Source organism: Hydrogenophaga sp. (assembly GCF_051860785.1).
Lineage (GTDB): Bacteria > Pseudomonadota > Gammaproteobacteria > Burkholderiales > Burkholderiaceae_C > Hydrogenophaga.
In genome coordinates this window covers 44,130-61,202 of the sequence record NZ_JBIMLB010000012.1, presented here as the reverse complement: position 1 = coordinate 61,202, position 17,073 = coordinate 44,130, and the positions used below count along the sequence as shown (strand labels likewise).

At 67.8% G+C, this 17,073-nt stretch carries 13 protein-coding genes; all 13 read right to left on the bottom strand.

Going from position 1 to position 17,073, the window contains the following annotated elements:
* Positions 1 to 6: 6 nt before the first annotated feature.
* Positions 7 to 2,133 (bottom strand): 3-hydroxyacyl-CoA dehydrogenase NAD-binding domain-containing protein, encoded by a 2,127-nt coding sequence (locus ACTIF6_RS16220; protein ID WP_439588962.1) that lies wholly within the window; start codon positions 2,131 to 2,133, stop codon positions 7 to 9.
* 14 nt (positions 2,134 to 2,147) lie between these two features.
* On the bottom strand, positions 2,148 to 3,356 hold the full coding sequence (locus ACTIF6_RS16215) for an acetyl-CoA C-acetyltransferase (RefSeq protein ID WP_439588961.1): 1,209 nt from the start codon (positions 3,354 to 3,356) through the stop codon (positions 2,148 to 2,150).
* A gap of 91 nt (positions 3,357 to 3,447) precedes the next feature.
* A complete protein-coding gene (locus tag ACTIF6_RS16210; RefSeq protein WP_439588960.1) occupies positions 3,448 to 4,581 on the bottom strand; it encodes an acyl-CoA dehydrogenase family protein in 1,134 nt (377 codons plus the stop codon).
* Between the two features lie 76 nt (positions 4,582 to 4,657).
* On the bottom strand, positions 4,658 to 7,405 hold the full coding sequence (locus ACTIF6_RS16205; RefSeq protein WP_439588959.1) for a LuxR C-terminal-related transcriptional regulator: 2,748 nt from the start codon (positions 7,403 to 7,405) through the stop codon (positions 4,658 to 4,660).
* A 42-nt stretch (positions 7,406 to 7,447) separates the two neighbouring features.
* Complete coding sequence (locus ACTIF6_RS16200) at positions 7,448 to 8,632, bottom strand: lipid-transfer protein (protein WP_439588958.1); 1,185 nt, start codon at positions 8,630 to 8,632, stop codon at positions 7,448 to 7,450.
* A 25-nt stretch (positions 8,633 to 8,657) separates the two neighbouring features.
* Positions 8,658 to 9,830, bottom strand: coding sequence for an ABC transporter substrate-binding protein (locus ACTIF6_RS16195; RefSeq protein ID WP_439588957.1), 1,173 nt, complete (start codon positions 9,828 to 9,830; stop codon positions 8,658 to 8,660).
* A 9-nt stretch (positions 9,831 to 9,839) separates the two neighbouring features.
* Positions 9,840 to 11,009 (bottom strand): ABC transporter substrate-binding protein, encoded by a 1,170-nt coding sequence (locus ACTIF6_RS16190; RefSeq protein WP_439588956.1) that lies wholly within the window; start codon positions 11,007 to 11,009, stop codon positions 9,840 to 9,842.
* Between the two features lie 34 nt (positions 11,010 to 11,043).
* Positions 11,044 to 12,906, bottom strand: coding sequence for an AMP-dependent synthetase/ligase (locus tag ACTIF6_RS16185; RefSeq protein ID WP_439588955.1), 1,863 nt, complete (start codon positions 12,904 to 12,906; stop codon positions 11,044 to 11,046).
* A 7-nt stretch (positions 12,907 to 12,913) separates the two neighbouring features.
* Positions 12,914 to 13,690, bottom strand: a complete 777-nt coding sequence (locus ACTIF6_RS16180) for an ABC transporter ATP-binding protein (protein WP_439588954.1) — start codon at positions 13,688 to 13,690, stop codon at positions 12,914 to 12,916.
* Positions 13,687 to 14,517, bottom strand: coding sequence for an ABC transporter ATP-binding protein (locus ACTIF6_RS16175; RefSeq protein ID WP_439588953.1), 831 nt, complete (start codon positions 14,515 to 14,517; stop codon positions 13,687 to 13,689). The genes ACTIF6_RS16180 and ACTIF6_RS16175 overlap by 4 nt, the downstream gene beginning before the upstream one ends.
* Positions 14,514 to 15,590 carry a branched-chain amino acid ABC transporter permease gene (locus tag ACTIF6_RS16170; protein WP_439588952.1) on the bottom strand — a complete coding sequence of 359 codons (1,077 nt, stop codon included), beginning with the start codon at positions 15,588 to 15,590 and terminating at the stop codon, positions 14,514 to 14,516. Before ACTIF6_RS16170 ends, ACTIF6_RS16175 begins: the two co-directional genes overlap by 4 nt.
* 4 nt (positions 15,591 to 15,594) lie before the next feature.
* Entirely contained in the window at positions 15,595 to 16,470 is an 876-nt protein-coding gene (locus tag ACTIF6_RS16165) for a branched-chain amino acid ABC transporter permease (RefSeq protein ID WP_439588951.1), read from the bottom strand.
* A 221-nt stretch (positions 16,471 to 16,691) separates the two neighbouring features.
* Complete coding sequence (locus ACTIF6_RS16160) at positions 16,692 to 17,069, bottom strand: DUF6285 domain-containing protein (protein ID WP_439588950.1); 378 nt, start codon at positions 17,067 to 17,069, stop codon at positions 16,692 to 16,694.
* Between the last annotated feature and the right edge of the window lie 4 nt (positions 17,070 to 17,073).

Genomic DNA, 17,073 nt, shown 5'->3' with positions numbered 1-17,073 from the left:
CCAGGCTCAGGTGGCACGGTAGAAGCCGCCGCGCGCGGCCAGCTCGCGCAGCGCGGGTGGCACTTCGAAGCGCTCGCCATGGCGCCGGGCCATGGCGTCGCAGGCCTCGACGAAGCGCGCCGGTCCCACCGTGTCGATCTGCCCGAGCACGCCGCCCAGCACCGAGGGGAAGCCCCAGCCCAGCAGCGAGCCCACGTCGGCGTCGCGCTCGGTCACGATGCCTTCGGCCACGCAGCGCGCGGCCTCCAGCGATTGCGCGTACATCAGGCGATCGCGCACCTCCTGCAGCGTCGGTTGCTCGCTGGCCAGTGGAAAGTGCGTGGCCAGGCCCGGCCACAGGCGCTTGCCGCCTTCGGCCGGGTGGTCGTAGAAGCCCTGGCCCACCTTGCGGCCCAGGCGGCCGAGTTGCTCCACCATGACATCCATCACCCCGTCCTGCGGCTGCTCGCGGTAGTTCGCGCCCTGGTCGATGCGGGCCTGCTTGAGCGCCTTGTGCAGCAGCTCCACCGAGAACTCGTCGATCAGCGCCAGGGGCGGCATGGGCATGCCTGCCGTGCGCCCGGCGTTCTCGATCAGCGCGGGGTTCACGCCCTCGCCCAGCAGCGTCATCGCCTCGTAGGCGTACATGCCGAACGCGCGGTTGGCGTAGAAGGCCGGGCAGTCGTTGACCACGATGGGTGTTTTGCGGATGCGCTTGGCGAAGTCCAGCGCGTGCGCGATGGTGGCTTCGCTGGTGTGCTCGCCGCGGATCACTTCCACCAGCGGCATCTTCTCCACCGGGGAGAAGAAATGCAGACCCACGAACTGCGCCGGTCGCGACGACACCTGGGCCAGACCGGTGATGGGCAGGGTGGACGTGTTGGTGGCGAAGATCGCGTCGGCGGGCATGGCGGCTTCGGCGCGGCGCGTGACCTCGGCCTTCACGGTGCGGTCCTCGAACACCGCCTCGATCACGATCTCGCAGCCGGCCAGATCGGCGTAGTCGGTGGTGGCCTTCACGCGGGCCAGCGTCGCGTCGCGCTGCGCCTGCGCGAGCCGGCCCTTGGCCACCTGGGCGTCCAGGATCTTTGCGCCGTAGGCCTTGCCCTTTTCGGCGGACTCCAGCGTGGTGTCCAGCAGCACCACGTCCAGGCCGGCCAGCGCGCTCACGTGCGCCAGGCCCGCACCCATCATGCCGGCGCCCAGCACCCCGACCTTGCTGAACTTGCGCACCGGCACGTCCTTGGGTCGGCCGGCCAGGCGGTTGGCTTCGCCCAGGTCGTAGAACAGCGTGCGGATCATGTTCTTGGTGGCCTGCGACGTGGCCAGGCGCGCGAACTGGCGCTGCTCGATGCGCAAGCCGGTGTCGATGTTCACCTGGCAGCCGTCGTAGACGCAGGCCAGGATGGCCTCGGGCGCCGGGTGCAGCCCCTGGGTCTTGGCCAGCAGTGCGCCGCCCGAGGCAAAGAAGATCTGCGTCGGCCCGGCGCTCTGCGGGGCACCGCCGGGGAACTTGAAGTTCTTGCCGTCCCAGGGCTTCACGACCGACTTCGCGCCGTCGCCGAGCAGCCAGGCGCGTGCGCGCTCCAGCAATTGCGCGGCGGGCACCACCTCGTCCACGATGCCCGCTTCCAGCGCCTTGGCCGGGTCGGCCTTGCGGCCTTCGAGCAGGTAGGGCAGGGCGGCCTTGATGCCGATCATGCGCGGCAGGCGCTGCGTGCCACCCGCGCCGGGCAGCAGGCCCAGCGTCACTTCGGGCACGCCCAACTGGATCTTCGGGTCGTCCGCCACGATGCGGCGGTGGCAGGCCAGGCAGATCTCCAGCCCGCCGCCCAGCGCCGTGCCGTTGATCGCCGCCACGAAAGGCTTGCCCGAGGTCTCCAGGGCGCGCAGCGTCCGGCTGAACGGTCCTCCGGCGGCAAACGATTCTTCGGCCGTGCGGATGTGGCGGATCAGGTCGAGGTCGCCACCGGCCACGAACTCGGGACGCGACGACGTGACGATCACGCCCCGGGCAGCGGGGTCGGCAATGGCCTTCTTCACCGCGGCGTCGAAAGCCGCGATGGAGGCGTGGTTGAGCACGTTCATGGGCCGGTCGGCCACGTGGATGGTGAGGGTGACGATGCCGTCGGCGTCGATGCGGTAGTCGATCATTCCAGTTCCTTGCTTCAGACGCGTTCGATGACCATCACCGAGCCCATGCCACCGCCCACGCACAGCGTGATCAGGCCGGTGGCGAGGTTGCGGCGCTCGAGTTCGTCGAGCACCGTGCCCACCAGCATGGCGCCGGTGGCGCCCAGCGGGTGGCCCATGGCGATGGCGCCGCCATTGACGTTGACCTTGTCGTGCGGTACGCCCAGGTCGTCCATGAAGCGCAGCACCACGGCGGCGAAGGCTTCGTTGCATTCGAAAAGATCGATGTCTTTCGCATCCATGCCGGCGCGTTTGAGCGCGGCACGCGCGGCTGGCGCGGGCCCCGTCAGCATGATGGTGGGCTCGGTGCCCACGGTGCCGAAACTGCGCACCCGCGCGCGCGGCTTCACGCCCAGGCGCTCGGTCATGGCCGCGCTGGCCAGCAGCACGGCGGCGGCGCCGTCGACGATGCCCGAGGAATTGCCCGCGTGGTGCACGTGATCGATGGCGGCGATCTGCGGGTAGCGTTGCAGCGCCATGGCATCGAAGCCCATCTTCTCGCCCATCACGGTGAACGAGGGTTCGAGCTTGCCCAGCGAGGCCAGCGTGGTGTCGCCGCGCACGTGCTCGTCGCGGTCCAGCACGGTGATGCCGTTGGTCTCGCGCACCGGCACGATGCCGCGCGCGAACCGGCCTTCGGTCCACGCGGCGGCCGCGCGGCGCTGGCTCTCCACGGCGTAGGCGTCCACGTCCTGGCGGCTGTAGCCGTACAGCGTGGCGATCAGGTCGGCCGAGATGCCCTGCGGCACGATGCGGTTGGGGATGGTGATCTGCGGGTCGGTGACCCAGGCGCCGCCGCCCACGAACATCGGCACGCGCGACATGCTCTCGATGCCGCCGCCGATCATCAGGTCGGCCTGGCCGGCCATGATCATGGCCGAGGCGAAGTTGCAGGCTTCCAGGCCGGAGCCGCAGAAGCGGTTGATCTGGATGCCCGGGACGTGCGAGAAACCGGGGGCGGCGAAGGTCACCGCCTTGGCGACGTCGGAGGCCTGCTCGAGCGAGGGCTCGCCGCATCCGAGGATGACGTCGTTGACCCGCTCCGGCTCGAAGCCGTTGCGCTCCCGCAAGGCGGTGAGCATGCCGGCCGCCAGGCGAGCCGGGCCGATTTCGTGGAGTGCGCCGCTGGCGCGGCCCTTGCCGCGCGGCGTGCGCACGGCGTCAAGAATGTAGGCTTCGTTCATGCCCCCGACTCTGCCGCCCGGGCGTGCCGGTGTCCTCGTCGGGAACGACGATTTGGGGGGAACGGACCGCTTGTAGATCGTGAACAGGCTCTCAGAGCCGGCGCGAGATCAGTTCGCGCATGATCTCGTTGGTGCCGCCATAGATGCGCTGGGCGCGGGCGTCCACCCAGGCGCGGGCGACGGCGTACTCGGCCATGAAGCCGTTGCCGCCGTGCAGTTGCACGCAGGCATCCATCACCCGGGCCTGCAGTTCGCTGCACCACAGCTTGGCCATGGAGGCGGTCTGGGTATCGAGCTCGCGTTGCAGGCAGGCCGCCATGCAGTGGTCCACGAAGACGCGGCCGATGGTGATTTCGGTCTTCAGGTCGGCCAGCACGAAGCGGGTGTTCTGGAAATCGCCGACCGCCTGGCCGAAGGCGCGGCGCTCGCGCACATAGGCCACGGTCTGCGCGTAGGCGGCTTCGCAGGCCGCCACGGCCGAGACCGCCAGTTGCAGTCGTTCCCAGGGCAGTTCCTCCATCAGGTGACCAAAGCCCTGGTCGAGCTCGCCCAGGATGGCACTGGCCGGCACGCGCACCTGGTCGAAGAACAGTTCGCCCGTGTCCTGCGCCTTCAGGCCCACCTTGCGCAGCGGCTGGCCTCGGGTGATGCCGGGCAGTGTCATATCGACCAGGAACAGGCTGATGCCGCGTGCCCCGGCTGCCGCATCGGTCTTGGCCACCACGATCACCAGGTCGCACACCGTGGCGTTGGTGATGAAGGTCTTGCTGCCACTGAGGAGGTAGTCGTCGCCGTCGCGCACGGCCACGGTCCGGATCGCCTTCACGTCCGAACCGCCGCTGGGCTCGGTCATGGCCAGCGCACCGATGGCCTCGCCCCGGACCATGCGCGGCAGCCAGGTTCTCTTCTGTGCTTCGCTGGCGAAGCGCAGCAGGTAGCTGGTGACGATGTCGGAGTGCATGGAGAACGCCAGGCCGAAGTTGCCGTGGCCGGCCCCTTCCTCCAGCACGATCATCGAACACAGAATGTCGGCGCCTGCACCGCCGTAGGCCTCGGGCACCGTCGGGCACAGCAGGCCGGCCAGGCCTGCGCGCGCGAAGATGGCGCTGTCGAAGGTGCCGTGCACCTCCCACTCGGCGAGTCGGGGTGCGACCTCGTTCTCCATGAAGCGGCGCGCGGTGTCGCGGAACTGGTCGTGTTCGGGGCTGAAGAGTGTGCGTGGCATGGACGCAGTCTGGCGAAGACCGGCTGCGGGCGCATCGTCGCAAGCGACGAATCCGCGCGCGCGGACGGGTGAGGCCTCAGCCGATCAGGCCGCGCCGGCGGGCCGCCGCCAGCGCCTCGACGCGGCTGCGCGTGTCGAGCTTGACGTTGATGTTGCGCAGGTGCGTGCGCACCGTGGTCTCCGCCACGAACAGGCGCTCGGCGAGTGCGTCGTTGCTCAGCCCCTCGGCGGCCAGCCGCAGCACCTGCAGCTCCTTGCGGGTGAGCAACTCGTTGTCGACGCTGGCGGCTTCGCCAGCAAGTGCTGCATCGGCCACCGGCGCGCGGGGCGCCGGCTCGCGCAGCAGCCGGTCGATGAAGGCCAGCGCTTCCTCGCCATGACCATCCTCGTGCACCAGGTCGGGCTGGGCGCGCAGTTCACGCAGGATCACCATCAGCAGTGCGCCCTCGTCCTGGAAGGCGCGCACGTAGCCCTCCACGCACGCCAGGCGCACCGCGCGGGCGAGCATGCGCACGGCCTTGTTGCGCTGATCGTCGCGGTACAGCGCCTGCGCGAGCAGCAGGCGCAGCGTGAGCGCGCGCCGCTCGCGCTGGGCGCGCTCGGCCGCCTCGAGCTCGGTGCGCAGCGGGCGGATCACCTCGGCCGCGTGCCCGGTGCGGACCGACCAGCGCGCCAGCGCCAGGTCGTAGGTCTCCACCTCGTTGGCGCGCAGCGACAGCTTGGTCACCCGCTGCCACATGGCCTTGTCGCCACAGCGGTCGAGTTCGCTGCGCGCCTGCGCCAGCCGGTCCGCCATGAGCAGTTGTCGCACGCGCTCCAGCCGCGCCGTGGCCACCACGCGCGTGAGGCCCTCACGGTGGCCGATGTGCTCCAGTTCCACCAGCACCTGTTCGGCGCGCTCCATATCGCCGCGATCGGCGGCAATGCGCGCCATCACCACGTGGCTGATCATGAGTTCTTCCGGAATGCACACCCCCCGGATCAGCGGGATGTACACCACCAGCAGGCGCTCGGCCTGCTCCAGTTGCCCGGCCTCGTACAGTGCCTGCGCCAGCGGAATGCCGGCCAGCGCGTTGCCGTTGGTGGAGCGGATCGCGTCCATGGCGCCGGCGCTCACCGCAATGCGCAGCCCCGCGATGGCTTTGCGCAGGCGGCCCTGCGTCATGTCGACGGCGGCTTCTGCCGCCTCGGACAGCGAGAAGTTGAAGGGGCTGCTGCGCACCTGCTGGCGTGAACGGGCGGCGTCGGCGAACCGCAGCGCGTCGTGGAAGCGGCCGGCGATCAGCGCCAGGTTGGCCATGCACACCTCGAGAAAACCGCTGACGAACGCCAGGTCTTGCGGTATCTCTTCCAGTGCCGCAGTGGACAGGGGCATGGCTTCGTCGATGCGGTCGGTGAGCGACAGGAACAAGGGTCGCATGGCCAGCCGGTGGGCGCGCACCTCCGGGTCCGGATCGGCCCGCTCTTCCAGACGGTCGAGCAGCTGGGCGGCAGCGCGCGGTCCGCGCGCGAAGCACACGGCCCAGGCATGCACCACCTGCAGGATGGGGTAGGCGTCGAGCGCGCCGGATTCGAGCAGCGGGTCGAGCCAGCGCGAGAGCAGCCGCACGCGGCCTTCTTCCAGCAATTCCTGCCCATGCGCGGCCAGCGCCGGCAGCGCATGGTCAAGATCGCCCGCGGCCAGCGCGTGTTCGATGGCGGGCACCGGTCGGCGGCGTTCGTCGTACCAGCGCGAGGCAGCGCGGTGCAGGCGCGGTATTTCGTCGGCGTGGTGCCGCGCGAGCTGGGTGCGCAGGAACTCGGCGAACATGCCGTGGTAGCGGTACTGGCTGTGGTCGCCCTGCAGCGGGATCATGAACAGGTGGGCCTGTTCCAGCGTGCGCAGCAGGTGCTCGCTGTCGTCGCTGCCGCGCACGGCATCGCACAGCGAGGCGTTCAGTTCGTTGAGCAGGCTGGTGCGCAGCAGGAAGCCACGCACTTCGGCGCTCTGACGGGCCAGCACGTCTTCCACCAGGTATTCCACCACTGCGGCGTTGGAGCCCGAGAAGCCGGCAATGAAGCGGCCGGGATCGTCGCGGTTCTCCAGCGAGACGGAGGCCAGCCACAGCGCGGCGGCCCATCCTTCGGTGCTGCGGTGCAGGCGCCGCACATCGTCGGGCGCAAGTTGCAGGCCGCGGCGCTGGCGCAGGAAGTCGTCGGCCTCCGCCTCGCTGAAGCGCAACTGGGCCGGCTCCACTTCCAGCAGGCGGCCCCGCGCGCGCAGACGACCCACGCCGAGCTCGGGCACGCCGCGCGAGCCCACGATGAGCTGAGCACCGCGCGGCAGTTGCTCGATGAGCTCGCTCACGATGCCGATGGCGGCTGGGTTCTGCAGGGCCTCGAAATCATCGAGAAACAGGGCGAACGGCGCGGGGTGCGCGGCCACGCGGTCGATCACCGCGAAGGCCAGTTCGTCGGGGCCGCTGTGCCCCTCCTGCGACGAGGCCAGGCCGGGGATCAGGCGCGACAGCGTGGCCGTGAGCGCCGCCAGGAAACGCATCACGTCGTTGTCGGCGCGGTCCAGCGTCAGCCAGGCCGCGGGCAGGCCGGTCTGCACGAAGCGTTCGTGCACCTGCAGCATGGTGGTGGTCTTGCCGAAGCCGGCCGGCGCGCGCAGCAGCACCAGCTTGGCGGCACCGGCGGCAAAGATACGTTCGCACACCTCGGTGCGGGCGATCTCGAAAGCGCTCGGTTGCGGCGGCGTGAGCTTGGGGCCGAGCGTGGCCCCGCGGGGCAGTGCCGCGGGCAAACGGCTCTGCTGAGTTGTCTCCAGCCCGGTGGGCATGGCAATCCTTCCACTGGTCAAGGGCGGCCCCTGCGGGGCACATCAGGCCCGTTGGTACAGCGTGACAACGCAAGCGCCGCCGAGCCCCAGATTGTGCTGCAGTGCGAGGCGGGCGCCCGGCACCTGTCGCGCGCCCGCCTGTCCGCGCAGTTGCCACACCAGTTCGGCGCACTGCGCCAGGCCCGTGGCGCCCAGCGGGTGACCCTTGGACAGCAGGCCGCCGGAGGGGTTGGTGACGACGCGCCCACCGTGGGTGTTGTCGCCGTCGAGGATGAATTTCTCGGCGCCGCCCTCGGGCGCCAGCCCCAGGGCTTCGTAGGTGATGAGCTCGTTGGCGGTGAAGCAGTCGTGCAGTTCCACCACCGGAATGTCTTCGGGGCCCACGCCCGCCGATTCGTAGACCTGGTTCGCGGCGCGCCGGGCCATGTCGTAGCCCACCAGCTTGCGCATGTCCTTCTCGTCGAAGCTGCTGTTGCCGTCGGTGGTCATGGCCTGCGCGGCGATCCAGACACTGGCGTCCAGGCCGTGGCGCCGCGCGAAGTCCTCCGAACACACCACCGCGGCCGCACCGCCACAGGTGGGCGGGCAGCATTGCAGTCGGGTGAGCGGGTCGAACACCAGGGGCGAGGCCATCACCTCGTCCAGCGTCACGGGATCGCGGAACAGCGCATGGGGGTTGTGGGCCGCGTGCTGGCGGGCTTTCACCGAGATGCGGGCGAAGGTCTCGGCCCGCGTGCCATACAGCTGCATGTGCATGCGCCCGGCACCGCCGAATAGCTGCGCGGCCACCGGTGTGCCTGGCGCCTCCCCCTGGATGGCGTGCATGGTGTCGATGAGCCGTTGCGAGGGGTCGGGCCGGTCGGCCCACTGTGCCACGATCGCGCCCCGCTGCATCTGCTCGAACCCCAGGGCCAGCACGCATTCGGCCGCGCCACTGGCCACCGCCTGACGCGCCAGGTACAGCGCCGTGGAACCGGTGGAGCAGTTGTTGTTGACGTTGATCACCGGCACGCCGGTCAGGCCCAGGTGGTAGGCCGCCGCCTGCCCGCTGCACGAGTCGCCATACACGTAGCCGGCATAGACCTGCTCGACCGACTGGTAGTCGACCCTCGCATCGTCCAGGGCCGCTCTGGCGGCCCGCGCACCGAGCAGGTGATAGGGCTCACTCGCGCCCGGTTTGGAGAACGGCACCATGCCGACCCCCGCCACATGGACCTTGCGTGTCATGGCGATCCCTCGTGCGCTGCCGGGGTTATTTCTCTTCGGCCGAGTAGTCGATGACGACCTTCCAGCGACCATCCTGCAACTGGGAGACGCGCGAGTTGCGCGACCCGATGTGCTTGGTCGGCGAGTAGGTTAGCTTCGGGCTGCCGAAGATGTCGGGCGGGATCGTCAGCGACTCCATGGCCTTCACGAAGGTGTCGGTGGTGAGGTTGGCACCGGCCTTCTGCAGCGCTGCGGCGAACCGGTCGATGGTCATGTAGCCATAGCCCGCGAAGATGGTGGGGTCGCTGCCGAACTGCGTGCGGTACTTGTTGGCCCAGAACCGCACGGGTTGCGAGGCGTCGTCGGCGTACGGGATGAGCGCGAACATGTCGGCGTACAGGCCGTCCATGCCCTTGCCGCCGAGTTTCGGAATCAGCTCGGTGTAGGCGGACTGCGTGCCCATCACGTTGGGGCTGTAGCCCAGCTTGCGCATCTCGGTGATGGCGCCGACGGTCTCGCGGATCTGCGTGCCCATGAGCACGAAATCGCAACCCGCGTTCTTCAGGCGCAGCACCTGCGAGGTGAAGTCGGTGGCTCCCCGCTTGTAGGTCGTGCGTTCATGGAATTCGGCATTCACCGTTTTCAGCCCCGCTTCACCGCCCCGCATGATCTCCAGGCCGAACTCGTCGTCCTGGTACAGCGCGCAGGCCTTGGTGGACTTGGTGTGCCGGTACACCTGCGGCACGGTGACCTTCAGGCTGTCGAAGTTGGGCGGTGCGAAGCCGAACTTGAGCTTGTGCACCGGTTCGAACATCTCGCGGGCACTGGACATCGGCATGAAGCTGATGACGTTCTTGTCCAGGATGATGGGCATGGCCGCGACGGCGGCTGCCGTGCCCATCAATCCCACCATGGCGAAGATCTTTTCCTGGTTCACCAGCTTCTGGGTGGCCAGCACCGTCTTCTTGGGGTCGTAGCCGTTGTCCTCGATCAGCAGCTTGATCTTGCGGCCGTGGATGCCGCCCTGCTCGTTGATCTCGGCCACGCGCAGTCTCGCGCCGTTGGCGTAGTCCTTGCCCCAGGCGGCGATCGGCCCGGACATGTCGGTGGCGGTGCCGATGACGATCTCGTTCTTGCTCACGCCCTGCTGGGCGAACGCCGGGCTGGCGGCAAGGGTCAGTGCCGTTGCGGTGGCGGCGAGGATAGAGAGGTGTTTCATGTTGTCTCCTTATTGCTTGGGGTAGTCCAGGACCACTTTCCAGCGGCCGTCCTGAAGCTGCGACACGCGCGACGCGCTGGAGCCCAGGCGCTTGGTGGCCGAGAAGGTGAGGGTCGGGCTGCCGAAGATGTCGGGCGGAATGGTCATGGTGTCCATGGCCTTCACGAAGCTGTCCACGCTCAGGTTGGGGCCGGCTTTCTGCATGCCGGCGTACAGGCGGTCGGCGATCAGGTAACCGTAGACGGAATAGACCGTGGGGTCGTTGCCGAACTGCGTCTTCCACTTGTTGGCCCAGAAGCGCACCGGCTGGGATGCGTCGTCCATGTAGGGGAATTGCACGAACATGTCGCCGTACAGGCCGTCCATGGCCTTGCCGCCCAGGCGCGGAATCTGGTCGGTGTAAACGGTCTGCGGACCCACGAACACCGGGCTCCAGCCCAGCTTGCGGGCTTCACTGATCGCCCCGACCGTCTCGCGGATCAGCGTGCCCAGCATCACGAAGTCGCAACCGGCGCTGCGCAGCCGCGCGATCTGCGACGAGAAGTCGGTGGAGCCGCGCTTGTACGTGGTCTTCTCGACGAAGTCGGTCTTGATTTCCTTGAGGCCGGCTTCGCCGCCGCGGAACACTTCCAGACCGAAGTCGTCGTCCTGGTACAGCGCACAGGCCTTGGTCGACTTGGTGAGCTGGTACACGCGGGTGGTGGTGCTCTTCATGCTGTCGAAATTCGACGGCGCAAAACCCCACTTGAGCTTGTGCGGCGGCTCGTACATTTCCCGCGAGCTCGACATCGGCATGAAGCTCAGCACGTTCTTGTCGACCAGCACCGGCATGGCCGCCACCGCGGCAGAGCTGCCCATCAGGCCCATGATGGCGAAGACCTTTTCCTGGTTCACCAGCTTCTGCGCCGCCAGCACCGTCTTCTTGGGGTCGTAGCTGTTGTCCTCCGCCTGCAAGCGGATCTTGCGGCCATGGATGCCGCCCTGCTCGTTGACTTCATCGGTTCGCAATTTCATGCCGTTGAGCACGTCCTTGCCCCAGGCCGCAATGGGTCCCGAGAGGTCCTGCACGGTGCCCACGACGACCTCGTTCTTGCTCACACCCTGCTGCGCGAACGCAGGCAGGGCGGCGATGGCCAGGGCGGTGGCCGACAGGGCGGCCGCGAGAGGAAAGCGTTTCATGATGTCTCCTTGTGGTTGGCGGTTGGGCCGGATTTCACTGGTACATCGCCTCGATTTGCGGGGCGTACTTCTCCTGCACGAGCTTGCGTTTGAGCTTCATGGTGGGGGTGAGCTCTTCATCCTCCGCCGACAGTTGCGTCTCCAGCAGATAGAACTTCTTGATCTGTTCGACGCGGGCGAACTTGGTGTTCACCTTCGCGATCTCGGCCTCGATGAGCTGGAGCACCTCGGAGGCGCGGGTCAGGCTGGTGTAGTTGGAGAACGGCACGTCGTGGTCCTGCGCGTACTTCTCCACGTTCTCCTGCTCGATCATCACGATCGCCGTGAGGTACGGCCGGCGGTCGCCGATGACCACCGCATCGGTGACGTAGGGGCTGAACTTGAGCTCGTTTTCCCACTCGCTGGGCGTCACGTTCTTGCCACCGGCGGTGATGATGATGTCCTTCATGCGGTCGGTGATGCGGAAGAAGCCGTCGGCGTCCACCAGGCCCACGTCGCCGGTCCGCAGCCAGCCGTCGGCCTGCAGCGTCTCGGCGGTTTTCTCCGGCTGGTTCAGGTAGCCCATGAACACGTTGGGGCCGCGCACCAGGATCTCGCCCGTGGCCGGGTCGATCCTCACGTCGTTGTAGTTCCGCGCCTGTCCGATGGAGCCCAGGCGGATGGCCTGCGGCGTCATGGAGGTGGAGATGCCCGCGGTCTCCGTCTGGCCCCAGCACTCCAGCATGGGAATGCCCAGCGCCAGGTACCAGCGGATCAGGTCGGGCGCAATCGGTGCCGCGCCCGTCACCAGGAAGCGGCAGCGGTGGATGCCGATGAAGCGGCGCACGTTGTCCAGCGAGGCGATGCCGGCCAGCCGGTACTTCAGCTTCAGCCACGGCCCGACGGGCTGCCCCGACTGCACGCGATCCACCACCTGCTGGCCGACGCCGATGGCCCAGGCGTAGAGCCGTTGCTGCACCGGGCCGGCTTCCTTCACCGCGATCGTGACGGCCGAGTAGAACTTCTCCCAGAGACGCGGAACGCCGCCGAACACCGTCGGTGCGATCTCGCGCACGTTCTCCGGCACGGTGTCCGGGTTCTCCACGAAGTTCATCTTCGTGCCGGTGTAGAGCGAGGCATACAGACCGGTCACGCGTTCGGCCACGTGGCACAGCGGCAGGAAACACATGCGCTCGTCGCTCTCGTCCTGCGGCAGGAATTCGTTCTGGCCCTTGAGCACCGTGAGCAGGCCCCGGTGCGAGTGCATCGCCCCCTTGGGGCGGCCGGTGGTGCCGGAGGTGTAGATCAGGATTGCCAGGTCGTCGGACTGGCGCGCGGCGAGGCGGCGATCGAACTCGCCCGGCTGCGCGACGTCGAAGGCCGCGCCGCGCCGGCGCAGTTCGTCGAGCGTGAGCACCATCGGGTCGTTGAACTCCGCCAGGCCCGTGGCGTCGATCAGCACGATGTGCCGCAGCGCCGGCAGGCTGGCGCGCACCGACAGGGCCTTGTCGAGCTGCTCCTCGTCCTCCACCACCAGCACCGTGGTGGCCGAGTCCTCGCACAGGTAGCGCACCTGGTCGGCCGCGTCGGTGGGGTAGATGCCGTTGGAGACCGCACCCGCACTGAGCACCGCCAGATCGCACCAGACCCACTCCACCCGGGTGTTGGACAGCACCGAGACGCAGTCGCCCGGGCGAACGCCCAGCGCGACCAGGCCCATGGTCAGTTCGCGCACGATGGCGCCGCACTCGCGCCAGTTCCAGCCGCGCCAGATGCCGAAGTCCTTCTGCCGCATCAGCACCCGCTCGCTGCGGGCCGCCACGCCATTCCAGAACATGGCGTGGATGGTGTCGCCCGGGGCCACCGTTTCGGTGCGCGGGCGGAACGAGTCGAGGTTCCAGAGGTTGGGGCTTGTCATGCTGGGTTTACCGCCACGTCTTTTTTTTCTTCCAGCGCCGCTCGCCGCGCACACTGTCTTCCTTCATGCCGAGGTAGAACTCCTTGATGTCGTCCTTCTCTCGCAGCCGCTCGCAGGTGTCGTCCATCACGATGCGGCCGTTCTCCAGCACATAGCCGTGGTCCGCCACGTTCAGGGCCATGTTGGCGTTCTGCTCCACCAGCAGGATGGTGGTGCCGCGCTCGCGGTTGATGCGCACCACGATCTCGAAGATCTCCTTGGTGAGCTTCGGAGAAAGGCCCAGGCTGGGTTCGTCCAGCAGGATCAGATTGGGTCCGGCGAGGATGGCGCGGCTGATGGCCAGCATCTGCTGCTGTCCGCCCGAGAGCAGGCCGGCGTCCTGGGAAGCCCGCTCGCGCAGGATCGGGAAGTAGCGGTACACGGCCTCGATGTCGGTGGCCACCGCGTCGCGGTCGCGCCGCGTGTAGGCACCCATGAGCAGGTTGTCCCTGACCGACAGCAGCGGGAACACCTCGCGGCCTTCGGGCACGTGGGACAGACCGCGGCGCACGATGAGCGCCGGGTCCATGGCGGTGATGTCCTCTTCGCGGAAATGCACGCTGCCCTTGCGCGGATCGAGAATGCCCGAGATGGTCTTGAGGATGGTGGTCTTGCCCGCGCCGTTGGAGCCCAGCACCGTGACGATCTGGCCGGACGGCACGCTGAGACTCACGCCCCGGATGGCCTTGATCGGCCCATAGACGCTCTCGACGTTGTTCAGGCTGAGCAGGGGTGCTGCGGTCATGATGGCACTCCCGCACGCACCGGTGTGGCCTGGCGACGCAGCGAGGCGACGTCATCGACCGTGCCCAGGTAGGCTTCGATCACCGCCGGGTCGGACTGCACCTCGGACGGCGTGCCCACGGCCAGCACCTCGCCCTGGTTCATCGCCAGCACGCGGTCGCTGACCTTGGAGACCAGGCCCATGTCGTGCTCCACCATCAGGATGGTCATGCCCAGGTCGCGCTGGATGTCCTGGATCCAGAAAGCCATGTCGCCGGTTTCCTCCACGTTCAGGCCCGACGACGGCTCGTCGAGCAACAGCAGTTGGGGTTCGGTGGCCAGGGCGCGCGCCAGCTCCACCACCTTGCGCACGCCGTAGGGCAGGCCGGCCACCAGCTGGTCGCGGTAGTGCTGCAGCTCCAGCAGATCGATCACTTCCTCCACCTTGCGGCGCGTCTGGCGCTCGGCCTCGCGCACCGATGGCAGGAACAGCATGTCCGTCCACATGTTGCTGCGGCGGTGCACATGGCGGCCGATCAGCAGGTTCTGCAGCACGGTGGCGTGCTCGAACAGCTCGATGTTCTGGAAGGTGCGCGCGATGCCCAGGGGCGCAATCTGCGAGGGCGCCACATCGGCCAGGTTGCGGCCCAGGTAGCTCAGCGTGCCCGCCGTGGGGTTGTAGATGCGGCTGATGAGGTTGAACACCGTGGTCTTGCCCGCGCCATTGGGGCCGATCAGGGTGAACACCTCGCCACGCCGGACATCGAAGCTCACGTCGTTCACCGCCAGCACGCCACCGAAGCGCACGGTGAGGTTCCTGGCTGAAAGGAGAATGTCGTCGTTGTTCATTTCAAGCGATCGGACTTTTGGAACGTCTTCTGACGCTTGAACATGCCGCGCCGGTAGAACGGATAGAGCTGCAGCCAGGTGCGGATCTTCAGCCAGCGGCCATACATGCCCATGGGTTCGAGCATCACGAACGCGATGAGGATCGCGCCGTACACCACGCCCTGCAGGCCGGCGGCCTGGCCAATGGCCGGTGGCAGGAAGTCCTTGCCGGCCGAGATGAGCTGCGGCATGACGATCAGGAAGGCCGCACCCAGGAAGGCGCCGTGCACCGACCCCAGTCCGCCGACCACCACCATCAGCAGCAGGTCGATGGACTGAACGATGCTGAACTGCTCGGGCGAGATGTACTGCATCTTGTGCGCGTACAGCGCGCCACCCAGGCCGGCCAGCGCGGCCGAGATGGCGAAGGACATCGACTTGTAGATCGACAGCGTGATCCCCATGCTCTGCGCGGAGATCTCGGAATCGCGCATGGCGACGAAGGCGCGGCCCGTGGGCGAGCGAAGCAGGTTGAGCACCAGCAGGGTGCTCAGCGTCACGCACACCAGGCACAGCAGGTAGAAGTTTTCCGAACCGGTGAGCTTCCAGTCGCCGATGGCGGGCGTCACCACCGAGCGGCCGGCGTTGCCGCCGGTCACGCTTTCCCAGCGCGCGAGCACTTCTTCGACGATGAAGCCGAAGGACAGCGTGGCGATGCCGAGGTACAGGCCCTTCACGCGCAGCGCCGGCAGGCCCACCACCACACCCACCGCACCGGAGAGTGCCACCGCCGTGGCCATGGCCAGCGGGAAGGGCCAGCCCAGTGCGGTCAGGTACGCCTCTGCATAGGCGCCCACGCCCATGAAGGCCGCGTGGCCGATCGAGAACTGACCGGTGAAGCCGGCCAGCAGCATCAGCCCCACGCCGACGGTGGCGTAGATGTAGATGAAGGTGAGCTGAGCCAGCCAGTATTCGGGCAGCACCCAGGGTGCGACCAGTGCGGCCAGCAGCAGAAGGCCATACCAGAAGCGCTGGCCGTTGTGGCGGGCCAGGTCGATGTCCTGGTCGTAGGCGGTCTTGAATACGAATCGCATGGCGTCAGACCTTCTTGCGCACGCGTTCGCCGAACAGGCCGGTGGGCTTGATGGTGAGCATCACCAGCACCACGACGTAGGGCATGACGTCCTTGAAACCCTCGGGCAGGTAGAAGCCCGAGAGCGATTCCACCAGGCCGATGATCACGCCACCGACGATGGCACCAGGCAGGCTGCTGAAGCCTCCCACGATGGCCGCAGGGAACGCCTTGAGGCCGATGAAACCCATGTTGGCGTGCACGAAGGTGTACGGGGCAAGCAGGATGCCCGCGATGGTGGCCACCACGGCGGCCAGGGCCCACACCAGGCCGTTGAGGCGCTGCACCGGAATGCCCATGTAGTAGGCCGCGAGCTGGTTCTGCGACGACGCCTGCATGGCGATGCCGATGCGCGTGAAGCGGAACACCGCCCAGAGCAGCAGGCACAGCGCGGCGGTGCAGCCGATGATCACCATCTGCTCGGCCGCCACGATCACACCGCCGGCCTGCAGCGTCTCACCTTTGTAGGGCACGTCCAGCGCGTGCGTGTCGGTGCCGATGCCCGGCACCATGGTGACGGCGCCGCGCGCGATGTAGCCCACCCCGAAGGTGAGCATCACGATGGAGAACGCCGGCTGGCCGAGCACCGGGCGGATGACCGCGCGTTCGATGCCCAGGCCGACCAGCGCCATGGCGACCAGCGCCAGCAGCGCGGCCCCCCAGAACGGCAGGCCAAACAGTCCCATGCCGGCCAGCGTGAAGAACGCGCCCAGCATCATCAGTTCGCCCTGCGCGAAGTTCACCGTCTCGGTGGCCTTGTAGATGAGGACGAAGCCCAGCGCCACGAGACCGTATACACAGCCCTGCGCAATGCCCGCCACGATGATCTGCAGTAGCAGCAACGCTTGTCTCCTGTAACCGCGGTGTCATGCACGCGGGAATTTGTTGTTCGAATCAATGGCACCAGGCCATCACGAGCGGCAGCTTAAGTGGCACGCTGGCCGTACCTATCGTCGTATCCGACGAATTCGCGGGCCATGCAGCCCGGACGCGAAAAGGTACGTTCGCCATACCCCCTGGTATGCCCCCCGTGAGAGGGACGGAGAAACCCGTACGCGCGTGGTCAGCCGCGTTGAAGCACGCGCAGGTAGGTGCTGTAGCCCGGCTGGTCCACCGCCAGCTTGGCGAGCGTGACGGTCCAGAGGTGATCGAGCAGGCGCGGGTCGTCCCATGCGATCGCTGCCGTGGTGATCTGCTCGCACAGGGTGCGCTGCAACTCGTCCAGATCGTCGCTGCGGTTTCCAGTCAGCTGTTGCAGGCTTTCGCGCTCGGCCTGCGCGTCTTTGCTGTCTCCCGCCATCTGCCGCTGCACGGTCTGCAACAGGCTGGCTGCGATGCGGGCGTCGTAGGCGTTGCGTCCTTCCAGATGCGGCAGCGCGGTGTCGCGCAGGAAGCGGATCACGCCTTCGAGCAGTTCGTGAGGTGAGGGCTTGTCCTTCATGGCG

Bases quoted from the DNA above. Each gene is read 5' to 3' on its own strand.
- ACTIF6_RS16200 (WP_439588958.1), bottom strand. From the start codon at position 8,632: ATGACACGCAAGGTCCATGTGGCGGGGGTCGGCATGGTGCCGTTCTCC.
- ACTIF6_RS16205 (WP_439588959.1), bottom strand. From the start codon at position 7,405: ATGCCCACCGGGCTGGAGACAACTCAGCAGAGCCGTTTGCCCGCGGCA.
- ACTIF6_RS16175 (WP_439588953.1), bottom strand. From the start codon at position 14,517: ATGAACAACGACGACATTCTCCTTTCAGCCAGGAACCTCACCGTGCGC.
- ACTIF6_RS16210 (WP_439588960.1), bottom strand. From the start codon at position 4,581: ATGCCACGCACACTCTTCAGCCCCGAACACGACCAGTTCCGCGACACC.
- ACTIF6_RS16170 (WP_439588952.1), bottom strand. From the start codon at position 15,590: ATGCGATTCGTATTCAAGACCGCCTACGACCAGGACATCGACCTGGCC.
- ACTIF6_RS16180 (WP_439588954.1), bottom strand. From the start codon at position 13,690: ATGACCGCAGCACCCCTGCTCAGCCTGAACAACGTCGAGAGCGTCTAT.
- ACTIF6_RS16220 (WP_439588962.1), bottom strand. From the start codon at position 2,133: ATGATCGACTACCGCATCGACGCCGACGGCATCGTCACCCTCACCATC.
- ACTIF6_RS16185 (WP_439588955.1), bottom strand. From the start codon at position 12,906: ATGACAAGCCCCAACCTCTGGAACCTCGACTCGTTCCGCCCGCGCACC.
- ACTIF6_RS16195 (WP_439588957.1), bottom strand. From the start codon at position 9,830: ATGAAACACCTCTCTATCCTCGCCGCCACCGCAACGGCACTGACCCTT.
- ACTIF6_RS16190 (WP_439588956.1), bottom strand. From the start codon at position 11,009: ATGAAACGCTTTCCTCTCGCGGCCGCCCTGTCGGCCACCGCCCTGGCC.
- ACTIF6_RS16215 (WP_439588961.1), bottom strand. From the start codon at position 3,356: ATGAACGAAGCCTACATTCTTGACGCCGTGCGCACGCCGCGCGGCAAG.
- ACTIF6_RS16160 (WP_439588950.1), bottom strand. From the start codon at position 17,069: ATGAAGGACAAGCCCTCACCTCACGAACTGCTCGAAGGCGTGATCCGC.